Raw genomic sequence first — 17391 nt, 5'->3', positions numbered from 1 at the left:
ATTATATAGATGGCAACAGAGCAAGAGTGGGAAAGTGTATTACAAATTAAAACCTCTGGTCGCGATGATAGTCGTTCCGATACGGAGCATCATCCGTACGAGCCGACGGATTATTGCGTGTTGGAGCGTTTAGCAAATAGTGGTCATATTCGCAAGAAAAATACGCTCATCGATTATGGTAGTGGCAAGGGCCGAGTGAGTATTTTCATGGCTTACCAAACGGGCTGCCATTCTATAGGCATCGAATACGATGAACGGCTCTATGAAAAGGCTTTAATTAATGGTGAAAGCCCGGCAACTCGTAATCGTGTAAGCTTTGTACTAGGTGATGCAGCACTGTATGAATTGCCAGATCAGGCTGATCGATGCTTTTTCTTTAATCCCTTTGCACTCCATACGATTAAGCGGGTATTAGGAAATATTTTTGATTCGCTATATCATAATCCTCGGGAGATTAAGTTATTTTTCTACTATGTTAATGAAGAGGTGGAGAACTTTTTAAATAGCCATGTGCGCTTGGAACAAGAGGAAACTATTGATTGTAGTGACCTCTTTGAGGCCAGCGATGCAAAGGAACGAATTCTCGTCTATTCAGTCAACTTGTTTTAGTGCAGTAATGTAAGACTTTTATGTAACAATTAGATATATTTTAATGTAACAGTTAATTAAATAACCTCGGTTTGAATAGTGTTTTAGTAGTATGAAATGCATACTATTAGGAACGTATTTAAATTGAGGTTTTATTCTATTTTTAAGGAACTTTTACACATATTATTAAGGAAAAAGCATATAAATTCTGCTATAATAATATATTAGAGATTATAAAATCAATTCATTTTTATGGTTCTATACATTGATTCGTATACGCTAATGTAGCGGGTAGGACTGAGTGTATTGAATATAGGAGGTGCATATGGAACTCATCGATACAATGTTGATTGAACGCATTCGTAAAGCGTTAATTAAACGATATGACCGAGATCAACAGATTCAACAAATGATTGAAGAAATTGGTGCAGAGGAAGGTCTTAATGAGACCGAATTATCTATCGTTTACCAAGCTTATTTAGAGGTAAAAGAACGGGTGTACTATACATCTTCTCTCGTTGATTTGTGGAATCAAATTGAAGATGTTCAAAAACGTATGGCCTTATTGCATTCTTACGAATCTTTAGAAGAAGATTTATTTGGTGATGTGTTAGGCGACGATAAGGAAGATATCGTCATTTCTAATACATCTGAACTTGGCAAGGGCGCTAGTTATAATGATGATGCATATGCTATGGAACAGGTACAATTATCTGATGTTCCTGTGCATCATGATTCTACGGTGGGCATGAACCATATTAAATTGAACGAATTAAAATCTATAGGCGGCCTCTTTACTGGTTTTGGTGAAAGTTCCAATAAGGAAATGGCAGATTTTGAAGATACTGCGATTGAGCACCTTGATGTAAAACCATTAGAAGGCGTTGAAAGCTTAGCAATTCATCATTTAGATGAAGATGAAGCATTAGATGTAGATGGTCTTGATGAACTTTCAAAAGATAAGAAATCAGAGGCAGCTAAAGTGGATGATGAGGATATGTCGTCTATCGATCCATACACGGCGGTGAATGCTTTATTATTTGGTAAAGCCGGTTTAGAGTCCGATAAAACAAATAAGAAGATGGAAAAGCTTCTTAAAAAGAAATTGAAACGCGTTGACGATGAATGGGCGCGTATTAACGGCTCTGAAGATAAGAAATTTAAGGGCGATAAAAAATTCAAGGAAGATAAAACATCTAAAGAGGATAAGAAATCCAAAGAAGACAAAAAGTCTAAAGACGAAAAAAAATCTAAGAAAGATAAAACGTCTAAAGAAGATAAAAAAGAGAAAAAACACAAGAAGTCTAAGGAAGAAAAACGCTCTAAAGACGAAGAAAAGTTAAAGAAAAAGAAAGACAAAGCTGAAAAGAAGCTTAAAGTCTTAAATGATAAGTTAAAAACAGTCTTCTTGGCTGATACTTTCAAGAAAAAAGATAAGAAGAAAGATAAGAAAAAGGATAAAAAATCCAAAAAGGATGAATCCGCAAAAAAGCAAAATCGATAGTTTCCGTATGGAATAGTAAGGCCTCTGAAAAGATGGCCAAGGAGAGTGCTAGTGCGAAGAAATCAGCAGGTGCTGAGACTATCGACCGTGGATGCGGTAAATGCAAACGATGTAAAGGTCCTAAATGTAAGAAATATCCGAAATAATTGATAGTTATGTAATTAGTAGAATATTACGTAATATATTACGTAGGATATATATATAGCATATATATGTAGTTTATAAATTTTATTACTCATTTAGGCAGTATAGTTATGTAGTTTTGTTACGTTTGTAACAATATAGTTGGATTAGTGATTTAACAATTTGGTTATACGATTCAACAGTTAGGGGTTAATGATGAACCGATGGCAGCGATTATTTGAAGGCATACGAACAGAGATTAAGGCATTTATCTTTTTCTCTGTTTTGTTGACTGCATTTAGAATCGTGTTTCTTGCAGTATTTCAATCACAACTAGCTTCCGTGACGATGGAGAATATCCTCACATCCTTATGGCTAGGATTTAGATTGAGTCTCAAGACCGTCGGTTCTTTGTGTTTACTAGGCTTTTTAGGGGGGACGTTGGTACATACCTTTGTGCCAAAATGGCCGTCCTTGCGCATTAAACAGGTCCTCTACTCCATTGCGACTATATTGTTGACCTTCCTGTTTTTGGGACGCATTCCGTTCTACAAGATATTTAACTCTTCCTACAATGCGATGCTCATCAACGGTAAAAACGATGATATCGGCGCCATTGTAAATACAGCTATCAACGAATATAACGCTTTAATGTACATCGTTGGAGCCGTTGTATTGAGCGCAGCGCTTTGCTATTTTTTAGTTCGTTTCCTAGAGTGGGGAGCCAAGAAATATAGTGATTACGCTGTTGACCTAAGGAATGGTGATGATGCGGATAATGTAAGAAATAGTGATTCTGCAGATCATCAACGACTTTGTACTACTTGGTATCCTAAGACGAAGAAAACGCAATGGATGACGGGCATTGGATTGACTGTCGCTATTGGCGTAATAGGTTTATTTTTTAGATTTGGCGGTGCTTTCAGCTATACAAATTCTATTAACTGGGAAAGTGCGGCCCGACTTAGTTCCAATTTGTTGAACGAAAATATTCTAGACGATGTACAGGCTCTCTATCGAGTTAAAAGCATTGCGAAACGGACGGCTGAGCTTGAGGTTATTAACTTAACGCCTCAAGAGTTAAATGAAAAAATCACTGCCGTTGGTGGTAAGTTTAACGGTACAAATTTTGACGGTTCTTTCACGAGAACCATTACGACACAACGATTAGCGGATCAACCGCACTCCATAAACCTCGTTCTTGGAGAATCCTATGGCTTGTGGCCGTTCCTCGCTGAATATAACGAGCCTGGTGCCTATCTCGTTGAGCAAGGTCGTAAATACGCTGCCAGCCCTCAAGCGATGAGCACGCAATTAGCCCTTGCCCAAGGCACAGGCACGATGCCGGCCATCAATGGTTTATTGACAGGGATGCCTGATACAGGGCTATATCCTAACTATGAAGGTGAAAGTTTCAAAGAGCCTTACGGTTTAGGCATTGGTCCTGTTATGAAAAAGCTAGGATACAAGACTGTATTCTGGTATGGTGGCTTTAGCACATGGCAAAATGTTAAAAACTTTGTTTTATCTCAAGGTTTTGATGAATTCCACGATGCCTCCGAAATGCCAAGCGAAGACGGCAATGCTTGGGGTGTAGGCGATAAAGATTTGTTTAAAGCTATTTCTGCCTACATGGATCAGCATAGAGGGGAAAAAATCCTCAATGTGATTATGACTACCTCTAATCATCCGCCGTATAGCATCAATGTGGCTAAGGAAGGCTACGATGTGAATAAGGTAAAAGGGCATTTGCCAGATTCTATCGAAGAAAACGATAAGCAATTGAACGAAATGGGCCATATTTGGTACGCAGACCACGTAATGGGTGATTTTATTGCTCGCGAAGAAACAGCAGATCCGTCTGCACTCTTCGTCATTACAGGTGACCATAGCGAACGCTTTAACTTTGCTCGTGAAGTAGGTCCTAATGTGGCATCTACTATTCCTATTATTTTTTATGGCCACGGCATTCATAAAGATTGGCTTGCGCCTAATGCGTTCGGCATGAGCATTCAAATCATTCCAACCTTGGCGGAATTGGTAGGCCGACCTGGTCAAACCTATGAAGCGATGGTACCAAGCTTGTTTACACAAGAGGAATTTGTATTTAATCATAGACTATATCTCGATAAAAGTGGCAAAGTGTTAGAACAAAGTGCGAGTATGCCTCAATCCTATGGAGATATGATTAAAAACATGCGCGAACTTGCGGCATGGCGCATTAAACATGGAAATAACATTAAGTGAGGAACATTTTAGCTAATGATATGTAGCTAGAACGAACTATATAAGTTTGAGAGTTTGTAAATCTAGTTTGGCTAGTACATGTTGTAAGAGGAGCATGGAATGGAGTTAATTTCGGTCATTGTACCCGTCTATAATGTGGAATCTTATGTTGCAGAATGTATTGAATCCATTCAAAACCAAACCTATATGAATTTAGAAATCATCTTAGTAGATGATGGCTCTAAAGATATGAGCGGTGATATTTGCGATCAATATGCAGCCTATGACGAACGCATCAAGGTCATCCATCAAGAAAATGGCGGTCTCAGTGCAGCTCGCAATACGGGGATAGAAGCGGCTAATGGTGACTATATTTCCTTTGTAGACTCCGATGATTACATTGGGCTTACCCTCTTTGAAGATATGTTGCAGCTTCTAAAAGAATATGATCTTGATATTATCGAGTTTACTGCTTTCAGAGATAAAAGTGGCGATATTATTGAAGGTTGTAATGATGGACACTTAGAAATTTATAGTAAAGAGGATGCCTTGCGATTAGCCATGCACGATTGTTTTGTGGCTGCTTGGAGTAAGTTATATAAACGCAGTGCTATTGGCGATGTGCGTTTTCCTGTAGGTCGAAAATTTGAGGATACTGCTACATCCTATCTCTATGTGGCCAATGCTAATCGGGTGGGTCATATCAATCGTTGTTACTATTACTATCGACTCAATCCAAATTCCATAACTCAAACCTCTTTTGATGCTAAATCTCGATGGGACTTTGTGCTTGGTTACGAGGAACGTTTGCAATACGCTATGGATCATCAATTACCATATGTTGATGATTGTAATAGCTTATTGATGAAAGCTGTATTATCCTGTTTAACGGCTTATTATGCAAAACCAATGGGTAATCAAGTGTATTACGATAAGTGCAAAAGAACGATTGAAACCTATCGCAATGATGCATCCTACAAGCTATTAAATTCTAAATATAAGCTCTTTTTATGGTCCTTCGGTCGTGCCGATTGGATTCATAAAATAGGGGCTCGTTTATCGTATTTAGCAAAACAAGTACGTTCGTAAGTGAAAGGTAAATCTATGGCAACTGTATCTGTAATAATCTTAGCGAGAAATGAAGAACACAATATTCATGACTGCATTGAGTCTGTGCAGTTTGCCGATGAAGTTTTAGTTATCGATGATTTCAGCACCGATGATACCGTAAAAATTGCCAAAGAAATGGGTGCTCGTGTTGTGCAACATGCCATGAATGGCGATTGGGGTGCGCAGCAGACCTTTGGTATTAAACAGGCTAAGTCCGACTGGATCTTATTCCTTGATGCGGATGAGCGCATTTCTGAGCCTTTAGCAAAAGAAATTCAAGAGATTGTTGTAAATGAACCTAATAAAGCATATTGGATTCAACGGCGTAATAAATTCCATTATAATCATGCTACTCATGGTGTATTACGTCCGGACTATGTGCTTCGCCTCATGCCGAAAGAAGGCAGTTATGTAGAAGGCTACGTGCATCCAGCCATAATTACGCCGTATCCAACAGAAAAATTACGACATCCCATGTACCATTACACCTACGATAATTGGCATCAATATTTCAATAAATTCAATAACTATACCACATTATCTGCGGAAAAATATCGTGATAATGGTAAAAGCTGCTCGTTCATCAAGGATATAATTCTGCGCCCTACCTGGGCTTTCATCAAGGTGTACTTCTTACAAGGTGGTATTCTCGATGGGAAGATGGGCTTTATTTTGTCCGTTAATCACTACTTTTACACGATGACTAAATACGTGAAGTTTTACTATTTACTAAAATCCAAGGGAAAATTGTAATAGAGGAAGCATTATGTTAGGCAATTTTGGAAAACATTGGCACATAGGCCGTACTATATATGGTAAGCGCACATGGCGTGAAACGAGACGCACCTTCTTACATACCATGCGCTCTTGTCGTCATGACTCAACGGTTACTGAATTTGAAAATTTCTTTAAGTCCTATACGGCAGATCCAAAGCTGTTGCAAAAACATCCAAGTCTTTATGAATTGATGAGCCGTATGTTTTTGATTAAAAACTCTACACCTCAGTGGCGCTTGGAAGCCCTTCGTCAGCATTTTACCATCTTACAAGAGGTGTTTACGGATGAAGCGATTCAGCTCATGTATGTAGACGAAGCAGAGTTTGATTATTTCGATAAAAAACGAGGTATTACCCTTTGGAGTTCCGATGAGCTCGATATGTCTGCTCACCTCTATTATGAGCCTGGTCAACGTAAGGAAGGCTTCTTGACTGTTATGCTCTTGCTCGAAGATAAGGGTGTATATCATGCAAATATTCGCTTTGCTAAAGGCCCTAATGGAGAGAGAACTCTTGTTATCGGTACGATTCAAGGTTATAAAGATGGACTTGAGCGAGCTAAGAAGATTACGAAAAAGATGTATGGTTACCGTCCGAAGAACTTTATTACTTTCTTAATTCGTGAAATCGGTCGTGCTGCGCAAGTAGAATCCATACTTGCCGTATCTGATGAAGGCTTCTATGCAAATTCCCATATGGTGCGCGGTAATAAAGCAAAGGTAGCCATCTTAGATACTTTGTGGGAGGATATTGGGGGTACAGTATTGGAATCTGATCCAAATTATTTTACCATTCCACTTGAAGAAGAACGTAAACCTATGGAAGAGATTAAATCACAAAAACGTAGCCAATATCGCAATCGCTATGCTCTTTTAGATGAGTATGAAGCTATGATTCAAGAAAACATAAAACCGTACGTAAAGGCCTAGAGGTGTGCTATGCGCGTAGCAATTTTAGAAAGTATTGTCATGCCTGCTGGTCATGAGGTGGAGTTTGATCGCATCCTCATCAATGAACTGAAGCGTCAAGGTCATGAGCCAGTACTATTCGTGCCGGAGAACTTTCCTTTCAAAGTAGATTATGGAGTAGATATAGTGTACTTAGAAGGTGGAGAGGTAGTGACATATGCGGGAGCGTCTAAATGGAAGAAGCCGTTTTTATCCATTTTACGAGAACGCCGTCGCCGCAATTGGTTCACATCAGCAGCAGAAAAAATTAAAGAACATAATATAGATGCTTTGATTATTCCCACAGGGACATACCGTTATATTAAAGCTTTGTTAGACACGCCATTAAAGGATAGTAAGGCAGCAGTACATGTTATCTTCCATGGTATTGGGAAGGGCGAAATGGATCGCTTTATCAAGCAAGCTCATCGTGCTAATGCGTATAAAAACGTGTACCTCGATGTTATCTCTTTGCGCGATGATATGTTGCGCCCTGATCTACCAAGAGTCCGTAAAATTTTGCCTCCTGTGTTCTTGCCATCGATTGAATTGAATGGAGAACAAAAGAATAGTGATACGCAGGGTAATGCTAGTATACAAGACAAAAAAAATCCGAATTCTGCAACTTGTATAGGTAGTAATTTGGAAACTCCTATATTAACGAATAAACCGATAAAATTAGGTTTCTTTGGTCAGTATAGAAAAGAGAAAAATATTGAGCGCTTTTTAGATGCCTTTGTATCACTTAATTATGATGATTCGGTACAACTTGTCGTTCAAGGAGCAACAGTAAAACCTGAAGATGGGGCATTATTTGAGTCTATCATTAAGAAATATAGCCAGTATAGTAATATTAAGTTCATCCATGCCAGTTTGATAGGGAAAGACTGGGATACAGCATTATTGAGTGTAGATGCTCTATTATTGCCCTATGGGGCTGAGCGATATCGGTATCACTGGGCAGCTATGCTATTTACGGCTATTGGCTTTCACAAACCTGTTCTCATATCTCCAGAAATTAATCCCGAGGTATTAGAACAGTATTCCATTGGGGAATTTTTAAATTTAGATGATGTAAACTCTATCAGACAGGGGATTCAAACGTTTGTAGAAAATTTACAGCATCATAAAGAGCAATATAATCAAGGTTTAATGAATGCAAATGAGGACTACAGTCATCGTGCATTAATTCAATCCATCATACATGTATAAGGGGCACTATGTAAGGTTTGTAGTTTATATGTAAGGGAGAATGAACATGGGGGTATTATCAAGTGTAAGATTAGAGTCGTGGATTGCCATTATGATTACGTTGATGGCGTGCTCTACAAGGCTATCCATGGCAGCTGGTCAAGTATTTTATGTTATTGCCATTTTGTTAAGTATTTTCTATATTTGGAAACATAGGCATGACCTATATGTTCCGTCCTATGTTAAAAAATATAGTAAAACGTTTGCTCTAATGTTGTTATTGTTATTGCCTTCCGCAGTATTAACGAACAATATAGCTGTAGGATTACCTGAATTTATCAATGTTTGGCTGTGGCGGATTCCTGTATTTTTCGTTATCGCCCTGTGTATTCGTGATAAGAAAACATTATTTACAATGCTTGCCGTATTTTTTGTGGATTTTGGTATCGATAATTTAGTAGCCTTTTATCAACACGTTTCAGGAATGACCGATAGAGGCTGGGGATTTGGCAGTAGTGTGTTGACCATATCGGGTCTCATGGTTATGCTAGTACCTATTTTCTGCGTCATTTTATTAGATTCGGCCTTTCCTAGCTATGTGAAAGCATCCGCTTTATGGGCACTGGGTTGTGTTGGTTTTGGTATGTATGGTAATCAAAGTAGAGGATCTTGGCTCTTTAATATGATTATGGTACCTATCGTATCCTTACCGTATTTGATAAAGCGTTTTGTCTATGTAATAGCAGTTCTCGCCGCATTAGGTGGCATCGTATGGGGATTTAGTACACAGCCTCAATATGTAGCCAGATTTGAATCTATTACTAATACGACTACAGATGGTTCCAACTTAGGTCGCTTTGATGTATGGACATCGTCTATTAATATGTTTAAAGACCATCCTGTGACAGGAGTAGGTATAGGACAATGGCGTACTATATATGAAGCATCCTATCGATTACCAACGGAAAATCAACATTTATATCATGCTCATAATAACTTTATTCAACTTCTTGGTGAGGTAGGTCTGTTAGGTCTACTAGGGGTTCTCATCTTTTATGGATCTATTATCGTTGATAATTTTGTGGCTTGGGTTAAGAAGCGAGATCCTTATAGTCTTTGTGCTATGATTGCTGTTATCTGTTATGTATTTGTATTTGGCCAAGTGGAGTATACTTTAGATAATTCATCAGGAATGCGCATCATGTATTTTATGTTAGCTACGATGCTTCAATTGCGGGATAATTAGGGATAACTTAATTATTGGAAAGTAAATAAATATTATTCTAGTGTAGATGTTTACGGATAATTTAATACACTTAAAAATCAAATTACTACATAAAAGATAGGTGAAGTCTATGTTTTTATAGTTTTACATATTTAAATATGATACAATATATGTAAATATTGGTACATTGTATTCGTATGATAGAGAGGTTGTTTTCTTGAAAATATATTGAGAAAACAATCTTTTTTTATAATTTGGGGTATTAGTATGAATAGTTCCATCTGTAATAACAATAATAAAAGGTTATTTATTAGTAAGCTCATAGTGCTTATAGCAGATTATATAGCTATTGTTTTGGGGACATTAGCAGCCTATTATTTGCGTTTAAACTTATCAATTCTACCGGTAAGTTCAAATTTTAAGGTAGAAGAAATTTACGTATATGGTGTTGTGCCTATCGTATTTTTAACTATCTTGCTGCTTAATAATGCCTATTCTGTGGTAACACCTTATTGGGATACGATGAAAAATTTGTTTCGTAGCATTACAATAGGGGTTGTCGTATCGATTGTCCTCATGTATACGGGCCATGTAATTAATGATGTGTCTCGTTTATTTGTTGCTTTTGCTTATATATGTATGCTCGTATTTATCTTTAGCGAGCGTTTTATCGTAGGAAAAATACTTTCAAAAACAGGATATCTAACAATTCCAATCCTTCTTGTTGGAGCGGGGAAGACTGCAGAACTTGTAAAGAGGTCTTTAGATCGCATGCCGATTACTACCTATAAGATTATTGGTTATGTAGATGATAATCCTAAATCATCATCCATCGCTAAAGAATACCCATGCCTTGGGGCCTTTAAAGATGTAGAAAGCGTTATTAAAGATACAGGAGTTCAAACTGTACTTATTTGTGCTCCTGGACTTGAGTCTAAAAGATTAGTATCCTTGATTAATCAATTACAATTATTGGTAAAACGAGTAGCATTTGTACCTGAATTATTTGGTTTACCCACTAGTAATATCAGTGCTCGTGGCATGATGGAAGAACAAGCCGTCATATTGCGTGTACAAAATAACCTAGCGCGCAAGTCTAACCGTATTTTTAAACGTATTTTTGATATTGTAGCTACTGTATGTGGTGGTATTTTGATTTTACCAATTCTCGGTATCATTGCTATATTGATTTACTTGGACTCTCCAGGACCTATCGTATTTGGTCATAAACGTGTTGGTCAAGGTGGGAAATCATTTTCTTGTTATAAATTCCGATCTATGGTACCAAATGCGCAAGAGGCTTTGGAGCAATATCTAAAAGATAATCCTGCTGCTCGTGAAGAATGGGAACGAGATTTTAAATTAAAGGATGATCCTCGCGTTACAAGAATCGGAAAATTCCTTCGAAAAACAAGTCTTGATGAATTACCACAGTTGTGGAATGTTCTTGTTGGGGACATGAGCCTCGTAGGGCCACGACCTATTGTTCGAGCTGAAATTGTAAAATACGGCGATTATATTAATGACTTTTACCTTGTACCACCAGGGATTACTGGTGTTTGGCAGGTAAGTGGTCGCAGTGATACCACCTATGAAGAACGAGTTCTCATGGATTCTTGGTATGTGCATAATTGGTCTGTATGGATTGATATAGTGTACTTATTAAAAACAGTATTGGCTGTGGTGAAGTCTAAAGGCGCTTATTAATTAAGCTTTAACCATAACCATGTACCTCATAGGAAGTCATATGAATACATATCTTATTTATATTGCGCATGGCATCGGTGATTTTGTTATTGCCATGCCGCTCATTCAGAGCATTAAATCGCAAGATCCAACAGCTGTTATTGATATATTCACATGCAGCGAAAAGAGACGCATTAATTTGAATAAAATGATGGTGGAATTACAAGGGGATATTCGTCATTGTTACTACTATACCAAGAATGAACCATTTCATTCTTTAATGTTTTTATTAAAAGCTGGTTATCATAGTTATGATTATGGTATTGTGCTCGAGCATTTGAACTCTAAATACATGTCGTCATGGCCAAGTAAAATTATTAATTTTTGTTGTAAAACCACGATAGGTGCTCATAATCCATATAATGGGGCTACTTATGATAAAGAAATTATTCGTCCAGATAGTTACTATATATATGATCTGGAAAATGATATTCTTGAACAATTAGGCTTTGAACGAATAGTTATGCACCGTGAATCTTATTCTCTTGATAAGAATCCTGCGTTAAAACCAATCATAATCAACCATCCATCTATCGTATTTTGTATAGGCTCAGGTCATGTAGCGAATGAAAAATTATATGATCCTTATGCATTAAGTCTTAAGTCATGGCCGACTAAGAATTGGGTTGAACTCGGAAATAAACTTGTTCAACGAGGTTATGAGGTTATCCTTATTGGTGGTTCAATGGAACAAGGTATGATTGAACCTTATCACGATGAATTAGATTCACGTATTGTTAGTTTTATAGGAAAACATTCTATTAAAGAGAGTTTTCAAGTGGTACGAGAAGCAGATCTTGTTGTTGGTGTAGATACAGGCCTTATTCATGCAGCCGCTATACAGGGAACTGCTACGTTAACACTTTTTGGATGTACAGATCCCATTATTGTTAAGCCATTCGGTCCGTATAGTGAGATTATTCATCATGCTGTAGAATGTTCACCGTGTTTAGGCTATGATCAATCCTATACATGTACTAATAATAAATGTATGCAAGGAATCTCAGTAGCGGCTGTATTAGATTCTATATTACATATTTTTGAGAGATAGAAAAATAGAGAGATAGGAAGAATTAATGGATTGTTATTTATTATTACTAGTATCGTATGTAATATTTGTAATATTAGGCTATAAGAAGTTTATAGATATGAAATGGGAACAGACCTTTACTTCTATACCTTTATAGTAATAGCTCTTGGTGGAGGAGCTATTTTAGGCACTGGTTATGGTGTGCAGAGATGGGCTAAACTTAATTGGGGAGACCCAACATCTATTGAGTATAATTTTGATAGTAATCGCTACCCTTTAGTGGGAATAGTAAAACTTCCTGTACGATATAAATACATATCTATGTATATGATATTTTTTATTTTGTTTTCTTTATTCTGTGTATTCATTAATACGACTGGTGATAGTGATGCTAGTCGTATGACTCAATATAGAGATATTATTTTATATCCTCAATTACATCCTAATGATACACGATTTGTATTTATTAACTCTCAATTTTATAAGATTGCATGGGCCATAACATATGTATCGGCTTATATAGCTATATATAATGGCGTTATTTTAAATAAGCCTATTTTTAAAGGAACGGGTCTTCTTACAATAGTTATTTTTTTCTGTATTGGTAGTTCTATTGCTATGGGCGCACGCCAACCAGCCATCGAAATATTTATCTTCATGATTTTGACGTATTTATTTTTCCTAGTAAAAGAGCAATATTTTGATCAAATTAAAAGATTTTTATTTAAACTCATTCCTATTACTATAATTAGCCCGTTTATATATATTCTTTATGGTATATTAGTAGGTCGCCATGATGGTAATAATGTAACATTACAACGGGTCACTGAATTATTAGCTGGTGGTATTTATGCGTTGAATATTCATATATGGGAGCCAGCACGTACTACTTATTTCGGACAATCTAGTTTTGCAGATGTATATGATAAATTGATTAATTTTGGCTTGTTACCAGAATCAGCACGAATGGCTTATCATGAATTTGATAAATTTGGCAACACATTATCTTTATTTGGGCGTTGGTATGAAGATTTTGGTATTTTGGGTGTTATTATTATGAGTATTATAGTGACTGCATTATTTTCATTAGCCTATGAATACCTACAACGTCGCTCTAATGGTAATATTTGGACTCATGTTTGGACAGCTATTTTTCTTACTGAACTAGTATCGCTTGTATGGGCAGGCTATGATGATCGTATCCGTGCATTATTAGCATTTTCTCAATTTGTTATTGTTGGTTTAATAGGTCTATTTATTTACGTAGGTTATCAAGTAAAGATAAAGCAACCAAAGAGGTAGATTATGAATATTTCCATCAAAAAAAGAGATGTTTTATGGTCTTATGGAAGTATGGCTCTCACGATGGCAGTAAATCTCTTATTATTGCCACTTTATATCTATTTCTTTACACCTGATATGGTGGGACTATGGTATGTATTTATTAGTATAGGATCTATTGCCTTATTATTTGATTTCGGTTTTTCCATTACCTTTGCTCGTAATATAACGTATTGTTGGAGTGGTGCTCAAGAACTTAAAGCAAAGCATGTTGCTTTTTCTGAATCAAAAGAAGTTAACTTTTCCTTATTAAAAGCTGTTCTTAAAGCTTGTCAATCGATTTATGCTATCTTAGGTGGTAGTGCTTTAGTCTTAATGTACACTTTAGGAATGTATTATATAGGTAGCTTAGTTAGTCCGAGTTCTCGTTGGGAAGCCTATATCGCATGGGCAGCGTATGGGTTTGGAATTTTTTTAAATCTTTATTACAGCTACTATATCTCATTTCTTCGAGGTGTAGGTGCTATTACATTGGCTAATAAAAGTATTGTTTATGCTCGTTTATTGCAAATGGTATTTACGATTATTTTACTTTTATTGGGCTTTGGTATTGTTGGGGCGAGTATAGGTTACCTTATATATGGTCTTGGATTTAAACTCTTTGGGCACAGATATTTTTATAAATATGAGAATATTGGCGAGAAATTGAGATCTGCTACAAATCTTGTTACTACATCTACAGCAGATATATTCCGAACTATTTGGTATAATGCGTGGCGAGACGGGATTGTATCTATATCTAATTATATATCAACTCAAGCAACTATTATTATTTCATCATTCTATTTAAGTTTGGCACAAACTGGTATGTATTCCATTGCTATTCAACTGACTACTGCAGTAGCTGTTGTTGCTAGTACACTATATAATACATACCAACCGGCCTTTCAAAATGCATATATCACTAAGGATCAGTCTCGTTTAAGAGAATTATTTTCTTTTTCGGTGACGTTATTTATCGTGATTTACTGGGTTGGTATATTTGGCTTATGGCTTGTTGGGCTACCATTATTAAATATGATTAAGCCTAATTTTGCTATTTCTGATACAGTTCTTTGGGGTGCAAGTATTATGCAATTTGTTATTTACTATCGGAACTGTTATACATCTTATTTCTCTTGTACTAATCGTATTATCTATGTAAAAAGCTTCATTCTATCTTCTGCAATAGGTCTTGTACTATCTCTTGTATTTATGGAACTTTTCGATCTTGGTATTTTGGGGTTACTTGGTGGGATAATTTTATCTCAATTGATGTATAACAGTTGGTACTGGCCCTACAAGATGCATAAGGAAATGGAGATGAGTTGGATAGAATCTATTGTGAAAGGTATTGAAAGTGCTCTTAGTAAAGTTAAGAGGTAAATTATGAACACAGAACCAATAAGGGTTTTGCAAGTCATTGGTATCGTAGCTGGTGGCGGAGTAGAATCCGTTGTGATAAATTATTATAAACATATAGATCGTTCAAAGGTACAATTTGACTTTGTTGTACATGATGATAATATCGTGGATATTACAGATACAGTTGAGTCTATGGGTGGTAAAGTTTATAAAGTACCATCGTACTCTAAAAATATATTTGGTTTTATGCAAGGTGTTTATCATATAGTAAAAGAACATAAGTATAACATTGTTCATTGCCATATGACGACATTGGGCGTGTTTTCACTAGGACCTGCATGGCTAGCAGGTGCTAAGGTTCGTATTTTACATGGTCATAGTACAACTGTTAAAAGTGAAACAAAACGTAATATTATGAAACTTGTATTACGCCCGTTCTCTACATTTGTGGCTAATTATCATTTTGCTTGTGGTCGCCTTGTAGCGCGTTGGTTATATGGTACTGAATCAGGAGTACATATTATCAATAATGCTGTAGATATTGAGCGTTTCCAATACAATGAAGGGTACCGAGAAACTTTACGTGAAGAATTAAACTTAAAGGGTAAGTTTATCATTGGTCATGTGGGACGTTTTATGTATCAAAAAAATCATGAGTATTTAGTACGACTTTTTAGTTATGTATTAAAACGAATACCTACAGCACATCTTGTTCTCGTAGGCGATGGTCCATTACGTGAAACGATTTTAAATCAAATTAAAACATTAGGTATAGCAGATTCTGTTACCTATTTAGGACTGCGAAATGATGTATATAGATTATATAGCTTGTTTGATATATTTTATTTACCATCCTGGTATGAAGGATTGGCAGTAGTTGCTGTTGAATCACAGGCAACAAATTTACCATTGCTAATGAGTAAGTTTGTAACTGATGAGGCGGTTATAGATGATTCTTTAGCAAAACGTATAGGTATTACCGATGATGATATGACTTCTTGGGCGACTGAGACTGAACAAATATATAATAAGATTAACAGTCAGCAGACTGAAGTATATGATCGTTCTAATATTAATGATAGTATCAATACTAAAGGCTATAACATTCGATTAGAGGCAAAGCGATTAGAGGAGCTCTATTGTGCATATAGTAAAAACTAGTTCTAATCAATTACATATCTTAGTGGAAGTCATGCATGGATTAGGCGATACAGTATGTTCATTAGCTTTATTGAAAGGGGTACGTTATTTATTTCCTAATGCCAAGCTTACAGTATTGTGTAAGATGAATGCTGGTCGTGATATTATTGAATCATCGCATATTTTGGTAGACGAAATCATAGTTATTGATATTTATAAATCTATAATTAATACTTTAAAAACTATAGATTATTTACGTAAACAGAAATTTGATCTTGGTATTAGTGCAGCTATTACTCCTGTCAAAAAATCACAGCTTTTTATGAAATTATGTGGGGTAAAACAACATATAGGTTTTCAAGCTTCGGGCACTAATAAATTTGACTATGATATACATTTTGTAGAAGCTAATGTTAGGACTTTAGGTTTAAAGGTTAGTGATGAATTAAGACCACAGTTATATGTAGATACTGATAGTGATAAATCTATATGTCATTATTTTGATGGTTTAGACCAATCAAGACCTATTATTGGTTTATGTATTGGTAATGCAGATCCATCCCTTACCAATCGTTGGTTACGAACGGGTCGTGTTTTTCCTAGGGCTTGGGGGATTACTCGAATGCATAATCTTCTAGAACTATTGGTGAAAGATGGAAATCAAATTGTACTAATTGGAGGACCTCAAGAGATACCCTTATTAGAAGAGCTAACCGAGTTTTTAAAGTTACCACAAGTTATAAATTTAGTAGGAAAATGTCGTATTAAACAAAGCATAGCAGCTATTAAACGATGTACCTGTTCTATAGGTATTGATACGGGAATGCAACATATAGCGGGGGCCTTATCTGTACCGACTATATCAATATTTGGTCCTACAAATCCTAAAAATCATGGTGCATTTTCAACGTGCAGTTACTTTGTAGAACATAATGTGGATTGCAAGTACTGTTATGGAACGGAAAACTATATTCATTGCAAACATCGTCGTTGTTTAACAGAAATTACTCCACAACAAGTGATGGATACTGTGTATCAGGTATTAGATTATGAGAATAATAAGAGATTATAATCTGTGTAGTTTAATTATATAATTATTA

At 36.2% G+C, this 17391-nt stretch carries 14 protein-coding genes; all 14 read left to right on the top strand.

Features of this window, described 5'->3' with window-relative positions:
- The first annotated feature begins 9 nt into the window (after positions 1-9).
- The 14 genes from E7K77_RS06210 to E7K77_RS06145 all read left to right on the top strand — a co-directional run bounded on the left by E7K77_RS06210 (position 10) and on the right by E7K77_RS06145 (position 17363).
- Positions 10-609 (top strand): class I SAM-dependent methyltransferase, encoded by a 600-nt coding sequence (locus E7K77_RS06210; protein ID WP_325306253.1) that lies wholly within the window; start codon positions 10-12, stop codon positions 607-609.
- Between the two features lie 304 nt (positions 610-913).
- A complete protein-coding gene (locus tag E7K77_RS06205; RefSeq protein ID WP_325306254.1) occupies positions 914-2092 on the top strand; it encodes a transcriptional regulator in 1179 nt (392 codons plus the stop codon).
- 336 nt (positions 2093-2428) lie between these two features.
- Positions 2429-4462, top strand: a complete 2034-nt coding sequence (locus tag E7K77_RS06200) for an LTA synthase family protein (RefSeq protein WP_325306255.1) — start codon at positions 2429-2431, stop codon at positions 4460-4462.
- Positions 4463-4561: 99 nt separating this feature from the next.
- Complete coding sequence (locus tag E7K77_RS06195; RefSeq protein ID WP_128114445.1) at positions 4562-5530, top strand: glycosyltransferase family 2 protein; 969 nt, start codon at positions 4562-4564, stop codon at positions 5528-5530.
- A gap of 15 nt (positions 5531-5545) precedes the next feature.
- Positions 5546-6304 carry a glycosyltransferase family 2 protein gene (locus tag E7K77_RS06190; RefSeq protein ID WP_325306256.1) on the top strand — a complete coding sequence of 253 codons (759 nt, stop codon included), beginning with the start codon at positions 5546-5548 and terminating at the stop codon, positions 6302-6304.
- Positions 6305-6317: 13 nt separating this feature from the next.
- Positions 6318-7256, top strand: a complete 939-nt coding sequence (locus E7K77_RS06185; protein ID WP_325306257.1) for a VirK/YbjX family protein — start codon at positions 6318-6320, stop codon at positions 7254-7256.
- 9 nt (positions 7257-7265) lie between these two features.
- Positions 7266-8486 (top strand): glycosyltransferase, encoded by a 1221-nt coding sequence (locus tag E7K77_RS06180; RefSeq protein WP_325306258.1) that lies wholly within the window; start codon positions 7266-7268, stop codon positions 8484-8486.
- A 46-nt stretch (positions 8487-8532) separates the two neighbouring features.
- Positions 8533-9711 (top strand): O-antigen ligase family protein, encoded by a 1179-nt coding sequence (locus E7K77_RS06175; protein ID WP_325306259.1) that lies wholly within the window; start codon positions 8533-8535, stop codon positions 9709-9711.
- A 246-nt stretch (positions 9712-9957) separates the two neighbouring features.
- Entirely contained in the window at positions 9958-11397 is a 1440-nt protein-coding gene (gene wbaP, locus E7K77_RS06170) for an undecaprenyl-phosphate galactose phosphotransferase WbaP (RefSeq protein WP_325306260.1), read from the top strand.
- A 40-nt stretch (positions 11398-11437) separates the two neighbouring features.
- Positions 11438-12487, top strand: a complete 1050-nt coding sequence (locus tag E7K77_RS06165; RefSeq protein WP_287540735.1) for a glycosyltransferase family 9 protein — start codon at positions 11438-11440, stop codon at positions 12485-12487.
- Positions 12488-12589: 102 nt separating this feature from the next.
- The gene (locus tag E7K77_RS06160) at positions 12590-13768 is read left to right on the top strand and encodes an O-antigen polymerase (protein ID WP_325321179.1); all 1179 of its coding nucleotides are present in this window, start codon (positions 12590-12592) and stop codon (positions 13766-13768) included.
- 3 nt (positions 13769-13771) lie between these two features.
- Positions 13772-15172 carry an O-unit flippase-like protein gene (gene wzx / locus E7K77_RS06155; RefSeq protein ID WP_325306263.1) on the top strand — a complete coding sequence of 467 codons (1401 nt, stop codon included), beginning with the start codon at positions 13772-13774 and terminating at the stop codon, positions 15170-15172.
- A 3-nt stretch (positions 15173-15175) separates the two neighbouring features.
- The gene (locus E7K77_RS06150; protein ID WP_325306264.1) at positions 15176-16312 is read left to right on the top strand and encodes a glycosyltransferase; all 1137 of its coding nucleotides are present in this window, start codon (positions 15176-15178) and stop codon (positions 16310-16312) included.
- On the top strand, positions 16293-17363 hold the full coding sequence (locus E7K77_RS06145; RefSeq protein ID WP_325306265.1) for a glycosyltransferase family 9 protein: 1071 nt from the start codon (positions 16293-16295) through the stop codon (positions 17361-17363). The genes E7K77_RS06150 and E7K77_RS06145 overlap by 20 nt, the downstream gene beginning before the upstream one ends.
- Positions 17364-17391: the final 28 nt, after the last annotated feature.

It is taken from the genome of Veillonella parvula, assembly GCF_032577575.1.
GTDB lineage: Bacteria > Bacillota > Negativicutes > Veillonellales > Veillonellaceae > Veillonella.
This window is presented reverse-complemented; position numbering and strand designations above follow the sequence as displayed.

What these genes read in the sequence shown, in the direction of transcription:
- E7K77_RS06150 (WP_325306264.1), top strand. Translation starts at nt 15,176, where the DNA reads ATGAACACAGAACCAATAAGGGTTTTGCAAGTCATTGGTATCGTAGCT.
- E7K77_RS06200 (WP_325306255.1), top strand. Translation starts at nt 2,429, where the DNA reads ATGATGAACCGATGGCAGCGATTATTTGAAGGCATACGAACAGAGATT.
- E7K77_RS06195 (WP_128114445.1), top strand. Translation starts at nt 4,562, where the DNA reads ATGGAGTTAATTTCGGTCATTGTACCCGTCTATAATGTGGAATCTTAT.
- E7K77_RS06175 (WP_325306259.1), top strand. Translation starts at nt 8,533, where the DNA reads ATGGGGGTATTATCAAGTGTAAGATTAGAGTCGTGGATTGCCATTATG.
- E7K77_RS06185 (WP_325306257.1), top strand. Translation starts at nt 6,318, where the DNA reads ATGTTAGGCAATTTTGGAAAACATTGGCACATAGGCCGTACTATATAT.
- wbaP (WP_325306260.1), top strand. Translation starts at nt 9,958, where the DNA reads ATGAATAGTTCCATCTGTAATAACAATAATAAAAGGTTATTTATTAGT.
- E7K77_RS06180 (WP_325306258.1), top strand. Translation starts at nt 7,266, where the DNA reads ATGCGCGTAGCAATTTTAGAAAGTATTGTCATGCCTGCTGGTCATGAG.
- E7K77_RS06205 (WP_325306254.1), top strand. Translation starts at nt 914, where the DNA reads ATGGAACTCATCGATACAATGTTGATTGAACGCATTCGTAAAGCGTTA.
- wzx (WP_325306263.1), top strand. Translation starts at nt 13,772, where the DNA reads ATGAATATTTCCATCAAAAAAAGAGATGTTTTATGGTCTTATGGAAGT.
- E7K77_RS06160 (WP_325321179.1), top strand. Translation starts at nt 12,590, where the DNA reads ATGGGAACAGACCTTTACTTCTATACCTTTATAGTAATAGCTCTTGGT.
- E7K77_RS06165 (WP_287540735.1), top strand. Translation starts at nt 11,438, where the DNA reads ATGAATACATATCTTATTTATATTGCGCATGGCATCGGTGATTTTGTT.
- E7K77_RS06210 (WP_325306253.1), top strand. Translation starts at nt 10, where the DNA reads ATGGCAACAGAGCAAGAGTGGGAAAGTGTATTACAAATTAAAACCTCT.
- E7K77_RS06190 (WP_325306256.1), top strand. Translation starts at nt 5,546, where the DNA reads ATGGCAACTGTATCTGTAATAATCTTAGCGAGAAATGAAGAACACAAT.